Origin of the sequence: Streptomyces sp. B3I8 (assembly GCF_030816915.1) — a bacterium.
Taxonomy (GTDB): Bacteria; Actinomycetota; Actinomycetes; order Streptomycetales; family Streptomycetaceae; genus Streptomyces.
In genome coordinates this window covers 84,956-103,765 of the sequence record NZ_JAUSYN010000002.1, presented here as the reverse complement: position 1 = coordinate 103,765, position 18,810 = coordinate 84,956, and the positions used below count along the sequence as shown (strand labels likewise).

Below are 18,810 nucleotides of genomic sequence, written 5' to 3'. Positions count from 1 at the left end.
CAAGGTGTCCTTTCCTGGTGAGTCTCAGGTGTGCAGCAGCGCGCGCAGGGCGTCGCGTTCGGCGCGGTCCGCCGGTGCGCCGCGCAGGGTGGGCGCGGACCCGAGGAGCAGCCGCGTGTACGGATGCCGGGGCGCGGTGATGACGTCGCGGGTGGCGCCCGCCTCGACCAGTTCGCCCCGGTACAGCACCGCGACGCGGTCGGCGACCCCGGCGACGGAGCCCAGGTCGTGGGAGATGAACACGAGGGCGACGCCGTCGGCGCGCAGCCCCTTGAGGATCTCCAGGACCTGTACCCGGTTGGCGGAGTCCAGGGCGCTGACCGGCTCGTCGAGGATGACCAGCCGCGGCCCGGTGACCAGGGCGCGGGCCACCGCGACACGCTGGCGCTGCCCGCCGGACAGCTCGCCCGGCAGCCTGCCGAGGAGGTCCTCGTCGAGCCGGACGCGGGGGAGGAACTCCCGCACCCGCGCCGCCGCCTCCTCACGGGTGGCGCCCCCGATGAGCAGGGGCTCGGTCAGGGAGGTCTCGATGCTCAGGTCCGGGTCGAGACTGCGCAGCGGGTCCTGGAACACGTACTGGACGACCCCTCTGCGGCGCAGCGCGCGCCACTGGCGGGTGCCGTGGGCGGTGACGTCCTCGCCGTCGACCGCGATCGATCCGGCGGAGGCGCGCACCAGGCCGAGCGCGGCCCGCGCGAGGGTGGACTTGCCCGAGCCGGTCTCGCCGATGATGCCGACGGTCTCCCCGGGGGCGACGCTCAACGACACGCCGTGCAGGGCGCGCCGGCGCCGGCGGCGCACCCCGTAGTGCACCTCGAGGCCGTCGATCTCGAGCACGGGACGGTCCGGCCCGGTGGTGGTGTCGTCGCTCACGCGTCCTCCTCCGGGGTGAGGAACTTCTCCAGGCCGTACTGCTGGTGTTCGGCGATCAGCAGCCGGGTGTAGTCGTGCCGCGGACGGTGCAGGACCTCCTCGGTGGGGCCCTGCTCCACCACCTCGCCCCGGCGCATGACGAGCACCTCGTCGCACAACTGGGCGACGACGGCCAGGTCGTGGGAGACCACCACGAGGGCGAGGCCGGCGCGTGCGCGCAGTTCGGCCAGCAGGTCGAGGATCTCGGCCTGGACGGTGACATCGAGGGCGGTCGTGGCCTCGTCGGCGATCAGGACGCGCGGGTCGGCGGCGACGGCCGCCGCGATGAGCACCCGCTGGAGCATGCCGCCGGAGAGCTCGAACGCGTACTGAGAGTAGACGAGTTCGGGGTCCCGCAGGTGTACGGCGCGCAGCAGCTCCAGCGTCCGGTGGCGGGCCTCGCGCCGGCCCGCGCCCTTCTTGACCCGGACGACCTCGGCGACCTGCCTGCCGACCGGGATCGAGGGGTTGAGGTAGGAGGCCGGGTCCTGGAAGACCGCGCTGATGGTGGCGCCGCGCAGCGCCGTCCACTCGGCGGGCGTCAGACCGACGGTGTCGCGGCCCCCGATCTCGACCGAGCCACCGGTGATCTCGAAGTGCGGGGGCAGGATGCCCAGCGCGGCGCGGCAGGTGAGGGTCTTCCCGCTGCCGGACTCGCCGACGATGCCGATCGTCCGGCCGGGGGTGAGGGTGAAACTCACCCCGTGGACGATCTCGCGGTCCCCGGCCCGGTCACTGATGCGCACATCACGCACGGCCAGCGCGGGAGCCACCGGCGGTGCGGAGGCGGGCGGTGGTACGGGGGGTACCGGTGACGCGGGCGTCACCGGTGGTGCGGGGGCGGGCGGCTCGGCGGCGCGGTGACCGGCGGCCGGCTTCCGGGACAGGGTGCTCATCGTGCGCCTCCGGCGGGAGCGGGATCGGCCTGGTCGATCCGGCGGGCGGCGCGCGCCCGGCGGCTGCCCAGCAGCGCGCGGCCGGCCTCGCCGGAGACGTCGCGCAGGACGTCGGCGAGGACGTTGCAGGCCCAGACGGTGACCATGATCAGGAGTGCGGGGGTGACCGGCGCCCACGGCCGCTGGCCGAGATAGCCCAGGTCGGAGGCGAGCAGCCCGCCCCACGTGGGCGCGGGCGGCTGGACGCCGATGCCGAGGAACGTAAGGCTGGAGACGATCACGAAGCCGGTGCCGACGGTCTGGGCGAGCGCCACCGCGATCGGCGGCAGCACCTTGACCCAGACGTGACGGCGTACGACCCAGCCGATCGTGGCGCCGGAGACGAGCGCCGCCTCCACGTACGGCGACCGCGCCACCGCCAGGGTGGCTGCCCGCGAGACCCGGTAGAACAGCGGGGAGACCAGCACTCCGGTCACCAGCATCGCCTGGGTGATGCCGTTGCCGAGCAGGGCGACGACGGCGACGGCGAACAGCAGGAAGGGCAGCGCGACGAGGGTGTCGGCCAGCCGCAGGGTGATCCACTCGAAGGCCCGGCCGAGGTACACCGACAGGATCCCCGGGACCACCCCCACCACCAGCGCGGTCAGCGCCACCTCCAGCGAACCCAGCACACTGACCCGGGAACCGTCGAGCAGGCGGCTCAGCACGTCCCGGCCCAGGTAGTCGGTGCCCAGCCAGTGGGCGCCCGAGGCGGCGGCGAGGGGGTGGTCGCCCCCGGCCAGCGGATCCTGCGGGGCGAGCAGCGGGCCGAACGCCGCGAGCAGCGCGATCACCGTGAGCACGCACACGGCGACACGGCCGGACGGCAGGGACAGCACACGGCGCACCATGGTTCACACTCCCCTCTGCGACGCGGGCGTCACACGCGCCAGCACCAGGTTGACGACGAGGTTGAACGCCACGACCAGGACGATCGACACGACCAGCACGCCCTGGACGGCGGGCACGTCGCCGGACTGGGCGGAGTCGTTGGCGAACCGGCCGAACCCCTGCAGCCCGAAGATCCACTCGGTGACGACGGAAGCACCCACGAGCGAGGGGAACTTCAGCCCGAGGGTCGCCAGCGTCGGCCCGAGGCCGTTGCGCAGGACGTGGGTGAAGAAGATCCGGCGCGGACTCAGGCCCCGCACCAGCGCGCCGGTCACGTAGTTCTCGCGGTACGCGGCGACGAGACTCGTACGCAGTTGGCGGGCGACGTCGGCGACGACGTCGAAGCTCAGGGCGACTGCCGGCAGCGTGATGTGGGCGAGCCACGGTCCGATGCCCTGGCCCGGCTCGACGTAGCCGGCGGAAGGGAACAGCCCCAGCCCGACCGCGAGGACCGCCACCAGGAAGATCCCGACCACGAAGGCGGGCATCACGGAGATCACCGTGACGAAGCCGGTGACGACGCGGTCGACCCAGGTGGTGCGGCGCAGCGCCGCGAGCGTTCCCAGGGCGAAGCCCGCGACGACGCCGATGGCCAGGGCGAGGACGGCCACCGACAGACTCACGCCGAGGCCGAGCCCGATGAGGGTGGAGATGTCGGCCCCGTTGGTCCAGCTCGCGCCGAGCTGTCCGTGCAGCACGCCGCCGATCCAGTCGCCGTACTGCACCAGGAAGGGACGGTCCAGGCCCCACTGGGACTCGACCCGGGCGATCGCCTCGGGCGTGGCCTGCTCGCCGAGCTGGATCCTGGCCGGGCTGAGCCCGCTGAGCGAGCGCAGTGCGAAGGTCACGAGGGTCGCGACCAGGAAGACGGGCACGAAGAGCGCGGCCGACCGGGCGACGGTGGCAAGGACGCGGCCCGCGGCGTGCCGCGCCCGGGTCCCGGCGGCCGTGCGGCCGTCGGCGGCCGGGGCCGGTTGCCGCGCCTGCGCCTGTGTTGTCGTCATGGGATGCCCCCTCTCGAAGTGGGCTCTGGGCGGGTGAACGGTGTGCGGGGATGGGACGGGAGTGGGGGACGGGGTGTCAGTGGCCGCCGATGGTCACGCCGGTCCAGTCGAGGTGGGCCGGGTTCTTCGGCAGGTCGGAGACGGACGTGCTCTTGGCGATGAGGTTGGGCTGGGAGTAGGTGAAGACCAGCGCCTTGCTCTTCAGCCCGGCCCGGGTCGCCGCGCGCAGCACCGTGGCGTAGTCCGGCGAGTTCAGCGGCGTCCGGCGCACCTTGGCCGCGGCCGCCTCGAAGCCGGCCGGCTCGTAGGGGGAACTGAGGTTGAGCGGTCCGTGCGGGCCGAAGTGGGCGGTGAGCGTCTGCAGCGCCGAGTCGCGGCCGGTCGTCGAGTACAGCGAGAACGCCAGGTCCTTGGCGAAGAACGGGGTCGCCCAGTTCTTGTCGATCTTGATGGTGACTTTGATGCCGACCTTCGCGAGCTGCGACTGGACGATCTCCGCCTGCGGGTCCTCGGCCGGAACGACCAGGTCCAGCTGGAGATCGCCGGCCTTGTGACCGGCCTCGGCGAGCAGTTCTCTCGCCTTGGCCGGGTCGTAGGGGTAGGCATCGGCGGACGCGGGGTCGTAGGCGACGTAACCCTTGGGGAAGGGCTGGTCGGTCGTCTCGCCGTAGCCGAAGGTCAGCTTGTCGACGAACTCCTGGCGGTTGACCGCGTACCGGACGGCGTCGACGACCCTGTCGTCGTCGAACGGTGCCTTGTTGACGTTCAGGCTGATGTTGGAGGCGTTGAAGCCGGGCTGGACGAAGACGTCGAGTCCGGCCTTCTCGGCGGCCTGTGCCTGACTGGGGTCGATGTCGGCGAAGTTGTAGACGCCGGTTCGCAGGCCGGAGACGACCGTGGCGGCGTCGGGCGCGGAGGTGAGTTCGACGCGGTCGATGTGGATGTCCTTCGCGTCCCAGTAGTCGGGGTTCTTCTTCAGCACCGCCTTGGTGCCCGGGACGATCTGCGTCACGAGGAACGGGCCCGCGCCGACCGGGTCGCGGTCCAGCGCGCTCGCGTCCCGTGCCGCCTTGGGGCTGGCGATCTGCAGTACCCGCTCACCGAGCAACTGGGGTATCTGGTAGTCGACCTGGTTCAGGTGGACGACCGCGTCCAGACCGTTGGCGTCCACCGACTCGATGGACGTCAGATCGCCGAACAGCGCGGAGTCCTTCTGCTTCTTGGCGCGTTCGATCGCGGCCTTCACCGCGGTGGCGTCGACCGGCTCGCCGTCGCTGAACTTCAGATGGGGGCGCAGGCGGAAGGTGATCTCGTCGCCCCTGGCGTTGTACTTCCAGCTCTCGGCCAGGTCGGGGACGGCGTCGCCCTTCTCGTCGGTGCGGGTCAACGAGGCGTAGACCAGAGCGAGTTCGCGGAACTGGGCGCCGCTGCCGCTGACCACCGGGTCCCAGTGGGAGGGGAAGTAGGAGGAGGCCCACTTCAGGGTCGCGGTGCCGCTCGCGGCGGCGGTGTCGCCGCCGCAGGCGCTCAGGGCAGGGGTGAGCACGGTGACGAGGACGGTCCCCAGCGCGGCGGCGCGCAGCCGGCCCCGTCGGGCGGGGCGCGGGTCCGGGCCGGGACCGGGGTGGATGAATGGTGCGAACATCGCGAATTCCTTCTTCGAGGGCGCGGGCCGGGGCCGGGCCGTGTCCGGCGCGCGGTGCGGGAACCGTGCGCTCAGGGACGAACTCGGCTGCGGGGACGGGCTCGGGAAACGGGGCGGTGTGCCACAGCGGCGTCGTCGTGCGCCGGGGCGGACGGGATCGGGCGCCGGATCGGGCGCGAATCGGGCAGGCCGGTCGGCCCGGTCGGCCCGGTCGGCGCGGCGCGCACGGGGCCGCACCATGCTCAGGGGCGCTCGGGAGCGTTCAGGTCATGAGGGGCCGGCATCGCGCCGGCGGGCACCGGCGGACGGGGCGAGCGGGAACGGCCGTTGCCGGGAACACGGGCGCGAAGGCGGACGCCGTACGGCCGTGCGGCGGGAGGCCGGGGCCGGCGGGGAGCGGAACCGGCGCCTGTGAACCGTGGGTGGCGGGCGGTCAGCGACAGAGAGCGCTGCAGGTGCGCCGCAGGTCCACGTAGCGGCACACCACACCGGGGTGCGTCGTATGCATGGTGCTCATCCTGGGGCGAGCCGTGACCGGCTGTCAATGGACACTAAAAGGTGTCTCATTGGGCGGGACGGGCCGTCTCCGCAGATCGAAAGGGTGGTCAGGGCCCCGACGGGGGAGCGAGGTGGGCGGCCGGATGGGTCGTGGCCTCCTCGGGGTGCAGCCACAGCGGACCCCCGGCGGTGTCGATCCGCACGGCCCGGGGCGGGGGCCACGCCCCACGCGTCAGCAGCTCCCGCTCAGGGCCCGTCAGACTGCGGTACCGGGCGAGGGCGGCCCCGGCCGGCAGGGGCGCGGGGTCCGCCGACAGCCCCGGGCACACCGCTTCGACGGCGTGTAGGTACTCCTCGTACGGCCGCCAACCGGGCACGGCCCGCAGCGAGTCGACGGTACGGACCAGCAGTGTGGGCAGGGCGTAACGGCGACCGCCGTCCGGGGTCTCCTTGGCGGCCCCCGGATGCGGGGAGTCCCCGCCCGCGGACAGCACCTGGGGCACCGGTCGGCGCGTCTCGGCGTGATCGGCGCGCACCCGGTCCCGTACGGCGGCCGAGGCGGCGTCCGCGGCGAGCCGCTCCACGTCCAGGCCCGGAACGCCCCGCACGGCGGCCAGGGCCAGCTTCGGCGAGTCCGCGGGCTCACCGAGCACGAAGACACTCTCCCGCAGCCGGCGCAGCACCCGCTCGGTGACCTCCGGCCCCTGTGCCTCGGCCGCCTTGGCGACGAGCGAGGCGGGCCAGGAACTCACCGCCACGCGGCTCAGCCGGAACGCCCGGGGCGCACGGGTGTGACGCGCGATGTCCTCGACGTGCCGGGCGTACCAGAGCGTCTCCGCGGGCGGGTCGGGGGCCGGGTCGTCGTCGTGGTCGAAGAGGATGCCGTACACGCGACGCCAGCGGACCCGGCCGTCCAGCGCCGCGCGCAGCCTGCGCAGCACGGGCTCCGAACCCCACGCCCACGGACACAGCGGGTCGGTGTACTCCACCACCTCGACCGGCGCACGGCCCGCCACGACGGTCATGCGGCGGTGGCCCCCTCGCTCGCCGGCCGTGCGCCCGCACCGGCGGGCAGCGGCGCGGCCGGGGCCCCGGACAGCAGCGAGGTGAGCGTCGTGGCGCGCAGCAGGGCGGCGGCCTCGTCCTCCAGCCTGCGCCACACCCCGGGCAGCCCGGCGGCGGGTCCGGGATAGCCGAGCCCGGTCAACGGCTCGCCCCGCAGGGTGATCAACTCGCCGTCCACGGCGTGGGCGACGTCGAGGAGCGTGATGGTCTCGGCGGGCCGGCCGAGCCAGTACCCGCCCTCGCAGCCGCGCTGACTGCGCACCAGTCCGGCCCGGCGCAACTCGCCCACCACGGACTTCAGGAAGCGGAACGGGATCTGCTGCGAGGAGGCGATGGCCTCGCACGTCAAGGGGCGGGAGGGTTCGCGGGCGAGTTCCAGCAGCGCCCGCGCGGCGTAGTCCGCCTTCGCGGAGATGTGCATGGGCCCATGATGCCCGAGCGGTCCGCCGCCACGCGGGCCCGAGCGCGTCTCACCGCCTCATTGCGGGAACATTGCCGCAGGTGAAGGCCAATGGACACCTCTTGACATCCTTTTTCGGACAGCTTTAGCGTCCGAGCCATGAGTGAGCCGTTGACCACCCCCGGCGAAGGTTTCCATCCCCACCTCGGTGACGCGGCGGGAGCGCCCACCGCCCCCCTGCGCACGCGACTTCACCACATCCGCGCCGACGCCCTCGACGGGGGCACCGCCCAGACCTCGGGCATGCGCCGGTTCGCGGCCATCAGCGGGACGACGGTCGGCTCGGAGAAACTCTGGATGGGGCAGACCCATGTCGCCCCCGCCACCTCGTCCTCCGACCACCACCACGGCGAGTCCGAGACCGCCATCCATGTCGTCAGCGGCCACCCGGAGTTCGTCTTCGTGGACGACTCCGGACCGCGGCCCGAGGAGGTGCGGCTGCGGACCGCGCCCGGCGACTACATCTTCGTCCCGCCGTTCGTCCCGCACCGCGAGGAGAACCCCGATCCCACCGAGGAGGCGGTGGTCGTCATCGCCCGCAGCACACAGGAGGCGATCGTGGTGAACCTCCCGCACCTGTACGCCCTGGGACAGCAGGACGGCGCACCGGGACCGACCGCACCCCCGTCCTGATCCGGCCCGACCGCCACATCGCACTGATCTCCGGCGCCGGCGGCCTCGCCTCGGTCCCGGCCCGACTCACCGCCCGCGCCCGTTACTCGTAACAGCTCCCCGAGCACAGGACGGTGACGGTTCCGTTCCGCCCGTCGGCGGCGGAGGGGACGGCGGGGGAGGTGCCGGTCTCCCAGGGCATCGGGAGCGCCGGAGCGAGCCCGTGCCAGGGGTTCCCGTACGCGGCGGTGGTTCCCGCCGGCGCGACGCCGTGCCAGGGGTTCCCGTCCTGGGCGGAGGCGGTGTTGCTCTGTCCGTCGGTGGCCGAGGCGGTGGCAGGGACGTTGCTCGTCTCCCACGGCATCGGCATCGCCATGGCCGGTGCCCCGAGGGCCCCGCACGCGGTCGCTGTCAGAATGCACACGGTCAGTGCGCGCCTGCGCAGATTCATCCATCGCTCCGTTCTTCCGCCACCTTTCCGCCGTTTCGCGCGGTGGCTGATGCGGAGACACTGACACGGACCTACGGGAGCGACCAGGCTTTCGAACCTCTTCGAAACGTCTGCCCGTTCCCGGCGAGCAGGCCGAAGGCCAGAGGCGTCGCCGAGTGCGCCACGTGCTTGCCCTCGCGGTGGCTCACGATCAGTCCCGCGCCGCGCAGGACGCCGACCTGGTAGCTCGCGCTGGCCGGTGCGAGTCCGAGGGTGTGGGCCACCTCGGTGGTGGTCCGCGTACGGTGCGAGGCCACGTCGGTGAGCACCGCGCTCCGTGTCCTGCCCAGCAGTTGCTCCAGCCGTTGCTCGCCGGACCGCACGATGTCGAGCGGCTGCCGGGCGATGGGGTACACCAGGACCGGATCGAGCCCGGGGTCCGCGAGGGCGGTGGGCCTGCGCCAGCAGAAGTACGACGGGACGAGCGTCAACCCGCGCCCTTCCAGGTGCAGTTCACGGTCGGTGGGGTAGTCGACCTCCAGATGGGGCGGGTTCCACCGGGCGAACGGGCCGAGGCTGTCCAGGAGCGCGGCCGTCCCGCCGCCGAGCACGGAGCGCGCCCGGACGGCCACGTCGTCGCCGACGGAGGACCGCACCTGCTGCCAGTACGGTCCGAGCAGCGCGTGGAAGGAGTCGCGCAGGAGGGCCGTGACGAGTGTGGCGGAGGCCGTCGCGGGTACGCGCGGGCCCCTCGTCCCTCCCGGCGGGGGTGTCGCCTCGGAGAGCCGGGTGAGTTCCGACTCCAGCCGGCCGCGCGGGGTCGTCCGTACGCTCTCCAGCCCCGCCTCCAGCCCCTCACCGGTGACCGGCGGCGTCAGGAGGTCGGGGATGTAGCCGGCGGTGGGCACGAAGGCGCGCAGCATGTCCAGGGCGCGGGCGCCGCGGGGGTCCCGGGTGAGCCGCCCGGCGGTCTCGCGGCGCCAGTGGCCGAACTCCAACGGACCCTGCCCCGTCTGCCAGCGGCAGACCGCGCACATCAACTCCCACAGCGGGTCCGGCTGTTGCGCCAGCCGCACGTTCTGTACATCGCGCCAGCCGAAGTGGATGCGTAACAAGTGATTCCTCGGGGTCGTGGTGAACACGGCTCGGTGAGGGGGATCGTGATGATCCTGACGCAGCGAGTTCCGGACCGGAAGCCCGGCGCGCGGAGAGGACGGTCTCCTTCTCGATAACCTGCCCTGTATGACTCCCGGTCGCGGCTCCGGCGGTGCGCCGGAGCCGAGCATCCACCAGCTCCGGCTGCTGCTCGTCCTCGCGGACGAACTGCACTTCGGACGGGCCGCGGCACGCGTCTACGTCACCCAGCCCGCCTTCAGTCAGCAGATCAGGTCCCTGGAACGGCGGCTGGGCGTCCCGCTCGTCGAGCGGGGCGGGCGCGCCGTGCGGCTGACCGCGGCCGGACACGCTCTCGTGGAGGAGGCGAGGACGGTGGTCGACGCCATGGCGCGACTGCGCCGGACCGCCGACCGGCACGCCGGCGCGGCACGCGGACGGCTGCGGATCGGCAGTCTCGGCGCCGAGGCCGGCATGCCCCACGCCCAGGCCGTCCTCGCCCGGCTGCGCGGTGAACACCCCGACCTGGAGATCGAGGTCCGCAACCTCACCTTCACCGACATGTTCGCCACCCTGCTCGCCGGGGAGGTGGACGCCGCCTTCCTGCGTGGCCCGCTCCCTCCCGGCATGCAGTCGCTGCGCCTGGCGGCGGAGGCCCGGGTGGTCTGTCTGTCCGCCGACGACCCGCTCGCCGACCGGGACACACTCACCCTCGCCCAGCTCGCCGACCGTGCGGTCGTCGACATGCCGCCGGAGGTGCCCCGCCCGTGGTGGGACCACCTCACCGTCAACCCGCGCCCCGACGGCACCGCGGTGCGGTTCGGGCCCGTCGTCAGGGACACCGAGGCCATGGTCCTCGCCATCACCCAGGGCCGGGCGATCACCTTCCTCCCCGCCGCGGCCCGCCGGCTGTACCCGAGGGCCGGCATCACCTACGTGGACTGTCCCGAACTCGGCGCCTCGACGAGCGAACTGGCCTGGCTGCCCGGCAACCGTGACGACCCCGCCGTGACCGCCCTGCGCGAGGCGGCACGCCACGTCGTGGGGCGGTAGCTTCGCCGGGGCCGTCGGCCGGTGGTGCGGCGGGGGAACCCGATGCCGGCGGGGCGGCACGGGTGTTGCCCGGTCAGGCCGTCGCGACGCACCCGATGCCGGCGACATGAACCGCAGGGCGGCAGCGGCCGCCCTCGACGTCCACCCGCGCACGCTCGACCACCGCCTGACCCGGGTCCGCCGACTCACCGGTTTCGATCCCGCCTCCACCCGAGGGGTGCGCATCCTCAGCACACTCGTCGCGCGACGGCCGGCGGGAGCGTGGCAGTGAGACCGCCGCCTGCCACCGTGCCCGCGCCCCGTCCGTGTTTCCATGGCGGGGTGAACGAGGCCGACGAGGTGAACGGGGTGCATGCGGCGGACGGGGTGCCGGCGAAGGGGGTGCACGCGGCGCGCTCCGGCGCCGGAGCGGAGCGGACGGGGCTGCGGATCCGGCCGCGGACCGAGGAGGATGTCCCGGCGTGCGCGCGGGTCCTCGCACAGGTCCACCGGGCCGACGGCTATCCGGTCGACTGGCCCGACCGGCCCGCTGTCTGGCTGACGCCGCCGCACCCGCTGGGCGCCTGGGTGGCCGAATTCGACGAGGACGTCGTCGGCCATGTCGTCCTGTCCCTCGGGGGTGAGGGAGACCTGGCTCCCGGAGTGTGGGGCGCGCGCCACGGGACGGAGGGGGCGTCGGCGGCGGTGGTCGGCCGGCTGTTCGTCGGACCGCGGGCCAGAGGGCTCGGTGCCGGCGCGCTGCTGCTCGACCGGGCCGTGCGGGAGGCGCGACGCCGTGACCTGCACCCGGTGCTCGACGTGCTGTCCCGCGACACCGCCGCGAGGGCCCTGTACGAGCGGCTGGGCTGGGAGCTGATGGCCACGGTCGAGCAGCGGTGGGGCCCGTCCACGCTCGTGACCGTCCACTGCTACGCGGCGGCTCCCTGACGCCTCGGGCGGGAGTTCACTCCGCCGCCGGAGGGGAGGAGAAGAAGGCGACCATCCGCTCCAGGCCCCGCTCGCCGAACATCGTCTCCAGGGAGGCGGCGGACTCGGCGGCCGACGCCTCCCCGCGCGGGAAGAGCGCCTCCTCGTAGGCGGCCAGGGCGGCCTCGGTGTCGTCAGGGTGGGCGACGAGGGTCCGGGCGAGTTCCGCGCCGTCGAACATGGCGAGGTTGGCGCCCTCGCCCGCGAAGGGGGACATCAGGTGGGCGGCGTCGCCGAGCAGCGTCACGCCCGGGACGCGGTCCCAGCGGTGTCCGACGGGAAGGGCGTGGACGCGGCGCGGGGTGAGCGTGTCCGCGTCGGCGACCAGACCGCGCAGCCCCTCGTCCCAGCCGTCGAAGCGGGTGAGAACCGCGGCCCTGGCGGCGGCCGGGTCGGCGAAGTCGACCGTGTCCAGCCAACCCTCGTCGGCCCTGAGCGCCGCGTAGACGTGAAGACTGCCGTCCGTCTCCCGGTGGGCGAGGAAACCGCGTCCGTCCCCCAGGGCGAGGAAGAACCCGCCGCCGACGACCGCCGCGCCGCGCGGGTGCCGGGTGTCGGCCTCGAACAGGTCGGCCTCGACGAAGGAGACGCCGGTGTAGCCGGGGACGGCGTCCGAGAGCAGCGGGCGGACCCGGGACCAGGCCCCGTCCGCGCCGATCAGCAGGTCGGTGGTGAGGGCGGAGCCGTCGGTGAACGTCACCTCGTGGCGCCCGTCGCCCAGCGGCCGGGCACCGGTGACCTTGCGCCCCCAGTGGACGGTGCCGTCGGGCAGTGAGCCGAGCAGCAGGTCGCGCAGGTCGCCGCGGTCCACCTCCGGGCGGTCGCCGCAACCGTCGTCCTCCTCGCTCACGTGCACCGTGCCGTCGGGGCCGAGCAGGCGCATGGCCTGGCCGCCCGCGTGGACGATCTCGCGGAAGGCGTCGTACAGGCCGGCGGCGTGCAGCGCCTTCTGTCCGTTCTCCGCGTGGATGTCGAGCATGCCGCCCTGCGTGCGGGCCGCGGCCGAGGCCTCGCGTTCGAAGACCGCCGACTCGATGCCGTTCACGTGCAGGACGCGGGCGGCGGTCAGGCCGCCGAGCCCGCCGCCGATGATCGCTACGGGGAAGTGCGGGGTGTTCATCGGAACCTCCGGGAGGAACGAAGGGGGGAAGTGAGCGCCGGGGCACGCCTGTGTGCCGCTCCGGCTCGTCGAGGGTAACGAACATGTTCGTCACGAACAAGTTCGCTCACATCCTCGCCGGATCAGGACGGGGCGCGCGGGATGCGCGGGCGGGGGCGGCTCCCGGTCGGCGGGCGGGCGGGTGCCCTCCGGCTCAGTCCTCCGTGCCCGGTACCGGCGTGTACGTGATCCCGTTGACGAGGACGTCGAAGTTCCAGCGCATCCGGTCCCGCGCGAGGCCGCCGATCAGGTCGGGCATGTGTGCGGCGATCGCCGGGTACGTCGTCGCGTCCGCGGCGCGGAGGGCCCGCACGGTGGCGTTCCAGTCCTCCTCGAAGGCGGGGTCGTTCTCCTGTGCCCCGTGCTCGGCGGCGGTGGCCGTCGCGTCCTGGAGCAGTTTGTCCACCCCCCAGGCGACCTGCCCGCGTTCCGCCCCGCTGCGCGACAGGAGGGCGAGGACGCGGTCCACCAGGCGCAGGTAGTTCTCGCCGCTCGGGCGGGCGACCAGCGCGGACCGCGCGAGCTGCGGATGCGCGAACAGCACCAGGGTGTACGACGTCATGACGGCGCGGAGCTGCTCGCGCCAGTCGTCACCGCCGTCCCGTCCGGTCAGGTCGACCTCTCCGAGCAGGGAGTCCAGCACGGCCGCGTGCAGTTCGGCGGTGTTGGCGACGTAGACGTACAGCGACGCCGGGCCGGTGTCCAGCTCCTGCGCGAGGCGGCGCATCGTCACCTTGTGGAGCCCCTCCGCCCGCATGATCCGCACGGCGGCGTCCACGATCACGCGCCGGGACAGGGCGGGCTTCGCCGGCCGCTCCCGGCGGCTGACCGGCTCTCTTCTGGCAGTCATGGCCGCGATCGTAACGAACGTGTTCGCTCGGGCGGAGTGCCAGGTTCCGGCCCCGCCGCGGCATCACGCGCGGAGAAGGATGCTTAACGGCACGTGAGTTGGAAACGATTATCACGACCTGATCATCGGGGACGGCGTGGTGATCGGGCGACGTCCGACCACCGACGCCTGACACGGGGAGGTACTTCGTGAAGGACGCGCCCTTGTATCTGAGGCCGCGGGTCGACCCACCGCTCGCCTCATTGCTCGGGAACGCGCCGTTGCTGCACTCCCTGGCCGACGCCCTGGGATCGCCGCTGAACGTGCTGCTCCCGGAGGTGGTCGCCGCGAACGCGGAGCGCTTCCGCTCCGTCTACCGGCGCCACCACCTGGCCGGGCGGGTGTACTTCGCCCACAAGGCGAATCGTTCCAGCGCTCTGGTGCGCAGACTCGCGGCCTGCGACCCGGCCGCCGTCGGCATCGACGTGGCCTCTCTGGAGGAACTGCGCCACGCGCTGAGCTGCGGCTTCACCGGGGACCGCGTGATGGCGACCGGCCCGAAGGACCCGGAGTTCCTGTGGCTGGCCGCCCGGACGGGTGCGACGGTGAACGTCGACTCGCCCGGCGAACTCGACCAACTGGCAGCGCTCGTACGGAAATACGGACTGGCCAGGACGGACGTACTGGTGCGGCTGTCCGGGTTCGAGTCGGCGACCGGTGCCGAACCCGGCGGCGCCGGCACCCGGCTGCTCTCGCGCCGCAGCCGGTTCGGCACCCCGGTCGCCGAGGCGGACGGGCTCTGGGCGGCGCTGGAACGGCATGCGGACAGCCTCGAACTCGTCGGCCTCGCACACCACTTGGACACCACCGGCCTGGAGGAGAAGGGCCGGGCCCTGGAACGCTGCGTGCTGCTCATGGACGAGTGCCGCGCACGGGGTCTCGCGCCACGCGCGGTGGACATCGGCGGCGGCTTCGGCGTCGGCTACGTCGAGGACGCCGGTGAGTGGGAGCGCTGGACGACCGCGCTGAGCGAGGCCGTCCTCGGCACCCGCCCGCCGCTGACCTGGCGCGGCCACGGCTACGGCCTGCGCAACGAGGCGGGCACGGTGCGCGGCACCGCCGCCCTCTACCCCGCCCACCGGCCCACCGCGGGCCCCGGCTACCTCGACGCGCTGCTCTCCCGCCCGGCCCCCGTCCTCGGCCGGCCGGCCGCCACCCTGCTCCTGGAGCACCTCCACGACCTGTACGTCGAACCCGGCCGCGCCCTCGTCGACCAGTGCGGACTGTCGCTGGCGCGGGTCGAGGAGGTGCGGCCCCTGGGAGGCGACGGCCCCGGCCGGTACCTGGTACGGCTCGGCATGAACGCGGGGGACGTGAGCCTGGAGGAGCACGGGGTCCTCGTCGATCCCGTTCTGCTGCCGCGCGGCGGCCCGCCGCACCAGGAGGCGGCGGGCGGGGAGCCGGTCGGGGTCCACCTCGTCGGCAACCTCTGCCTGGAGGCCGACCTGATCACCCGCCGCCTGGTGTTCCTGCCCCGGCTGCCCCGGCCGGGGGACCTGATGGCCTTCGTCAACACCGCCGGATACGTCATGGACTTCCACGCCCACCACGCGCAACGCAGGCCGCTCGCGCGGTCGGTGGCGGTCACGGAGGAGGGCGGGACCTGGCGCTGGTGCCCGGACGAGAACTACTGGCCGCTCACACACCCGCAGGGAGTGCCGTCATGAGGTACGACAGCATCACGGAAGCCATCGGCAACACCCCGCTCGTCCGCATCGACCCGGCGGTGCACGGTCTGCGCCACATCGACCTCTACGCCAAACTGGAGATGCTCAACCCCTTCGGCTCCGTGAAGGACCGGCCCGCCTGGCACATGGCCCGCCCCCACCTTCAGGAGGCGGCGGGCGGCGACGGAACGGTCGTGGAACTCTCCAGCGGCAACACGGCCAAGGCGCTCGCGCTGCTGGCCGGGATGCACGGGCTGAAGTTCAAGAGCGTGACCAACCGGATGCGCGTACCCGAGATCAAGGAACTGCTCCTGCTGCTCGGCGCCGAGATCGAGGAACTGCCCGGCCGCAGCGAGTGCCTCGACCCCACCGACACCGACGACCCGCTCACCCGCTTCCACCAGGCGCTCTCCGGGCCCGGCACCACCTATCTGCACACCGACCAGTACTTCAACCCGCGCAACGTCGAGGCGCACGCGGCCGGCACCGGGCCCGAGATAGTCAAGGACCTCGACGGGCGGGCACCGGACTGGTTCGTGGCCTGCGTCGGCACCGCGGGCTCCTCCACCGGCGTCGCCCGCGTCCTGCGTGAACACGACGCCGGCGTACGGGTGCTGGGGCTGGTCGCCGACAAGTCCGACTTCATCCCCGGCATCCGCACCCTCGACGAGGTGCACCAGGTCGGCCTGTTCGACCCCGCCACCTACGACCTGCTGGCGCCCGTCACCTCCCAGCAGGCCATCGACGGAATGATCACCCTGATCCGCCGCTGTGGCCTGCTCTCCGGACCCACCGGCGGCGCCGCCTACTACGGGGCCGTGCGCCAACTGGCCGGCGTGGACGCCGAACTGGAGGGCACCGGACGCCGACAGACCGCCGTCTTCATCGTCTGCGACCGGGCCGAGAGCTATCTGAGCTATGTGCGCCGGCGCCGCCCGGAACTGCTCGGCAGGGCACGGCGCGGGCACTCCCCGGCCGCACTGGACGACGACGACATCAGGGCGCGGGGCCGCGCGGTCGGCGTCGAGGACGCGCGGCGCTGGATCGCCGAGGGCGAACCCCGACCCCTGGTGGTGGACCTGCGCGGCCCGCACGCCTACGCGGCCCTGCACATCGAGGGATCGGTGAACATCGTCGACGAACTCTTCGAGGAACTGGTGCGCGGCGGGCTGCCGTTCAGCAAACGTACCCCTGTGCTGCTCGCCTGTCCGGTGGGGGAGAGGTCGCTGCGCTACGCCGCGCTGCTGTCCGGCATGGGCCATCCCGACGTCAGAAGCCTCGCGGGCGGGATCGTGGCCTGGCGGGACGCCGGTGCGCCGTTGGTGAGGGAGTGACCCGTGCCCGAGGAGACACCCGGTGAACTCCGGGCCTGGCAGGAGAAGTTGCGGACACAGTTCCCGATCGTCACCGCGCACCCGGACCTGGCCTACCTGGACAGCGCGGCCACCTCGCAGAAGCCGCGGGCGGTACTGGAGGCCGTGGGGACCTACCTCACCACGTCCAACGCCAACGCCGGCCGCGGCACGTACCCCTGGGCCAACCGCACCACCGAGCTGGTGGAGCGGACCCGGCGGCGGATCAAGGAGTTCCTCGGCGATCCGCGGCCGGAGCACTCCGCCGTCCACTTCACCAGCGGCACCACCGAGGGCCTGCGTACCGTCGCCCGCGACTGGCTCGTGCCCTACCTGAAGGACGGCGACGAGATCCTCGTGCCCTTCACCGACCACCGGGCCAACCTGGACCCCTGGCTCGAGGCCCAGCGGCTGCTGGCCGAGCGCGGCACCGACGTGCGGGTGCGGGCCCTGCCCGTCCAGGAGACCTCCGGGGAGTACGACCACCGTGCCCTGGCCGCGGTGACCGGCCCCCGCACCCGGTTCGTCGCGGCCACCCACGTCCATCACGTCTACGGCGGCGATATGAACGTGCACCGGCTGCGCGCCGCCGTCGGCCCCGACGTACCGATCTGCCTGGACGCCGCGCAGAGCGTCGGCCACCTCCCCGTGCGGGTCGACGACCCTGCCCTCGACGTGGACTTCGTCGTCTTCTCCGGGCACAAGGCGATGGCCCTGCCCGGTACGGGAGCCGTGTGGGCGCGCAACGCGCGGGGCCCGGCGCTCCGCCCCGGGGGCTGGCAGGGCACCCCCAACACCGTGGGCATCGTCTCGCTGCTCGCGGCGCTCGACTGGCTCCAGGAGGCGGATCCCGCGCGCATCGACCGCCATGTCACCCGGCTGGCCACCCGCCTGACCGACCGGCTGGGACGCCTGGAGGCGTACGACGTCCAGGGCTGCCCCGCGAGTCTCACCGCGGACAGCACGCTCCCCGTGGCGCAGCGGCGGCACGGCATCGTCACCTTCCGGCACCGTGACATCCCCGCCGACGACCTGGGCTTCATCCTCTACAGCCACGGCTTCATGGTCCGCGCCGACACCCTCTGCCAGGCCGGCGCCGACGGGAACGCCGGGTCCGTACGGGTCAGCCTGCACGTCCACAACACGGACGAGGAGATCGACCGGCTGCTGGCGGTGCTGGACTCCCTGGAGTGAGGAGGGCGGAAGCGCGACGCCGGCCGAACGAGCGTCGGCCGGCGGAGCAGAATGCTATTGATAACCGTTTCCACCTGTAGATTGTGTGGTGACCCGACAGGCGTGACAGGCACAACAGGCAAGACAGGCGCGAGACGGACGAGGTGGCGGCCGGATGGGTGTGAGCATGGGAACGGCCAGGATGTGGGTGGAGCGCTGGGAACGGCAGCAGCAGCGCTACGCGGTCGACCGCGAGGAGCGGTTCGCCGTGATCGCCGACGTCACGGAGCATCTCTGCGCCGGCCGTGACCGGCCGCTCCTGCTCGACCTGGGCTGCGGCCCCGGCTCCCTGTCCGCCAGACTCGCCCGCCGCCTGCCGGACGCGGAGATCGTCGCCGTCGACATGGACCCCGTACTGCTGGAACTGGGGCGCACCCATCATTGCGACGCGGCCCGGTACGTCGACGCGGTGATCGGCGAGGACGGCTGGACGGACGCGCTGGGGCTGGACCGCGGCGTGGACGTCGCCGTCTCGACGACGGCACTGCACTACCTCCCCGCCCCCGACCTGCTGCGCGCGTACCGGGGCCTCGCCGCGCTGCTCCGCCCCGGCGGAGCGCTGGTCAACGGCGACCACTTCCCCCCGGAGGAGTCGCCCTGCGCGGACCTCACCGCCCACGTGGGGCGCCGCCGGGCCGAGCGGACCGGGGCGCACGGGCACGAGGACGAGGACTGGGAGTCGTGGTGGCGCGCGGTCGCCGCCGATCCCGAGCTGACCGATCTGTACCGGCAGCGCGAGAAGGGCCGCGCGTCCTCGGGCGACGGCAACCAGCACCTCTCCGTGGCCAGGCACACCCGGCTGCTCCACCGGGGGGGCTTCCGCCATGTCACCCCGGTGTGGCAGGCGGGCGACAGCCGGGTGCTGGTGGCCCTGAAGGCCTGAGGGCCCGCCGTACGACTGTGCCGCCCCCGCAGCCCCGCCGGGC

The 18,810-nt window shown here is 73.3% G+C and carries 19 protein-coding genes; 8 read left to right on the top strand and 11 right to left on the bottom strand.

What is annotated here, in order from left to right:
- Positions 1-24 precede the first annotated feature (24 nt).
- The 7 genes from QFZ64_RS02695 to QFZ64_RS02665 form a co-directional block, all read right to left on the bottom strand.
- Positions 25-873: an ABC transporter ATP-binding protein gene (locus QFZ64_RS02695; protein WP_307061905.1), complete on the bottom strand. Its 849-nt coding sequence runs from the start codon at positions 871-873 to the stop codon at positions 25-27.
- Positions 870-1,808 (bottom strand): ABC transporter ATP-binding protein, encoded by a 939-nt coding sequence (locus QFZ64_RS02690; protein WP_307061903.1) that lies wholly within the window; start codon positions 1,806-1,808, stop codon positions 870-872. Before QFZ64_RS02690 ends, QFZ64_RS02695 begins: the two co-directional genes overlap by 4 nt.
- A complete protein-coding gene (locus tag QFZ64_RS02685) occupies positions 1,805-2,698 on the bottom strand; it encodes an ABC transporter permease (RefSeq protein WP_307061901.1) in 894 nt (297 codons plus the stop codon). The genes QFZ64_RS02690 and QFZ64_RS02685 overlap by 4 nt, the downstream gene beginning before the upstream one ends.
- A 3-nt stretch (positions 2,699-2,701) precedes the next feature.
- Positions 2,702-3,742, bottom strand: coding sequence for an ABC transporter permease (locus tag QFZ64_RS02680; RefSeq protein WP_307061899.1), 1,041 nt, complete (start codon positions 3,740-3,742; stop codon positions 2,702-2,704).
- 76 nt (positions 3,743-3,818) lie between these two features.
- Entirely contained in the window at positions 3,819-5,387 is a 1,569-nt protein-coding gene (locus QFZ64_RS02675; protein ID WP_307061898.1) for an ABC transporter substrate-binding protein, read from the bottom strand.
- A 605-nt stretch (positions 5,388-5,992) separates the two neighbouring features.
- The gene (locus QFZ64_RS02670) at positions 5,993-6,910 is read right to left on the bottom strand and encodes a DsbA family protein (protein WP_307061895.1); all 918 of its coding nucleotides are present in this window, start codon (positions 6,908-6,910) and stop codon (positions 5,993-5,995) included.
- Complete coding sequence (locus QFZ64_RS02665) at positions 6,907-7,371, bottom strand: Rrf2 family transcriptional regulator (RefSeq protein WP_307061893.1); 465 nt, start codon at positions 7,369-7,371, stop codon at positions 6,907-6,909. The genes QFZ64_RS02670 and QFZ64_RS02665 overlap by 4 nt, the downstream gene beginning before the upstream one ends.
- 138 nt (positions 7,372-7,509) lie before the next feature.
- On the opposite strand from QFZ64_RS02665, the gene QFZ64_RS02660 reads away from it, so the two are divergent.
- Complete coding sequence (locus QFZ64_RS02660; RefSeq protein WP_307061891.1) at positions 7,510-8,043, top strand: cupin domain-containing protein; 534 nt, start codon at positions 7,510-7,512, stop codon at positions 8,041-8,043.
- Between the two features lie 82 nt (positions 8,044-8,125).
- On the opposite strand, the gene QFZ64_RS02655 is transcribed toward QFZ64_RS02660, so the two are convergent.
- Positions 8,126-8,473 carry a hypothetical protein gene (locus tag QFZ64_RS02655; protein WP_307061888.1) on the bottom strand — a complete coding sequence of 116 codons (348 nt, stop codon included), beginning with the start codon at positions 8,471-8,473 and terminating at the stop codon, positions 8,126-8,128.
- 71 nt (positions 8,474-8,544) lie between these two features.
- A complete protein-coding gene (locus tag QFZ64_RS02650) occupies positions 8,545-9,567 on the bottom strand; it encodes a DUF5937 family protein (protein ID WP_307061886.1) in 1,023 nt (340 codons plus the stop codon).
- Positions 9,568-9,694: 127 nt separating this feature from the next.
- Between QFZ64_RS02650 and QFZ64_RS02645 the strand changes: the two genes are divergently transcribed.
- From QFZ64_RS02645 to QFZ64_RS02635, 3 genes are all read left to right on the top strand, one after another.
- Positions 9,695-10,618 (top strand): LysR family transcriptional regulator, encoded by a 924-nt coding sequence (locus QFZ64_RS02645; protein ID WP_307061884.1) that lies wholly within the window; start codon positions 9,695-9,697, stop codon positions 10,616-10,618.
- Positions 10,619-10,724: 106 nt separating this feature from the next.
- A complete protein-coding gene (locus QFZ64_RS02640) occupies positions 10,725-10,889 on the top strand; it encodes a helix-turn-helix domain-containing protein (RefSeq protein WP_373430534.1) in 165 nt (54 codons plus the stop codon).
- A gap of 110 nt (positions 10,890-10,999) precedes the next feature.
- Entirely contained in the window at positions 11,000-11,545 is a 546-nt protein-coding gene (locus QFZ64_RS02635) for a GNAT family N-acetyltransferase (RefSeq protein WP_307071542.1), read from the top strand.
- A 16-nt stretch (positions 11,546-11,561) separates the two neighbouring features.
- On the opposite strand, the gene QFZ64_RS02630 is transcribed toward QFZ64_RS02635, so the two are convergent.
- Both QFZ64_RS02630 and QFZ64_RS02625 read right to left on the bottom strand, forming a co-directional pair.
- The gene (locus QFZ64_RS02630) at positions 11,562-12,704 is read right to left on the bottom strand and encodes an NAD(P)/FAD-dependent oxidoreductase (RefSeq protein WP_307061882.1); all 1,143 of its coding nucleotides are present in this window, start codon (positions 12,702-12,704) and stop codon (positions 11,562-11,564) included.
- 193 nt (positions 12,705-12,897) lie between these two features.
- Positions 12,898-13,593, bottom strand: coding sequence for a TetR/AcrR family transcriptional regulator (locus tag QFZ64_RS02625; RefSeq protein ID WP_307061880.1), 696 nt, complete (start codon positions 13,591-13,593; stop codon positions 12,898-12,900).
- 188 nt (positions 13,594-13,781) lie between these two features.
- Between QFZ64_RS02625 and QFZ64_RS02620 the strand changes: the two genes are divergently transcribed.
- The 4 genes from QFZ64_RS02620 (at position 13,782) to QFZ64_RS02605 (ending at position 18,767) form a co-directional block, all read left to right on the top strand.
- Positions 13,782-15,299, top strand: a complete 1,518-nt coding sequence (locus QFZ64_RS02620; protein ID WP_307061878.1) for a Y4yA family PLP-dependent enzyme — start codon at positions 13,782-13,784, stop codon at positions 15,297-15,299.
- Complete coding sequence (locus QFZ64_RS02615; protein WP_307061876.1) at positions 15,296-16,633, top strand: pyridoxal-phosphate dependent enzyme; 1,338 nt, start codon at positions 15,296-15,298, stop codon at positions 16,631-16,633. Before QFZ64_RS02620 ends, QFZ64_RS02615 begins: the two co-directional genes overlap by 4 nt.
- A 3-nt stretch (positions 16,634-16,636) precedes the next feature.
- Positions 16,637-17,845, top strand: a complete 1,209-nt coding sequence (locus QFZ64_RS02610) for an aminotransferase class V-fold PLP-dependent enzyme (protein WP_307061874.1) — start codon at positions 16,637-16,639, stop codon at positions 17,843-17,845.
- 154 nt (positions 17,846-17,999) lie between these two features.
- Positions 18,000-18,767: a class I SAM-dependent methyltransferase gene (locus QFZ64_RS02605; RefSeq protein ID WP_307061873.1), complete on the top strand. Its 768-nt coding sequence runs from the start codon at positions 18,000-18,002 to the stop codon at positions 18,765-18,767.
- Positions 18,768-18,810: the final 43 nt, after the last annotated feature.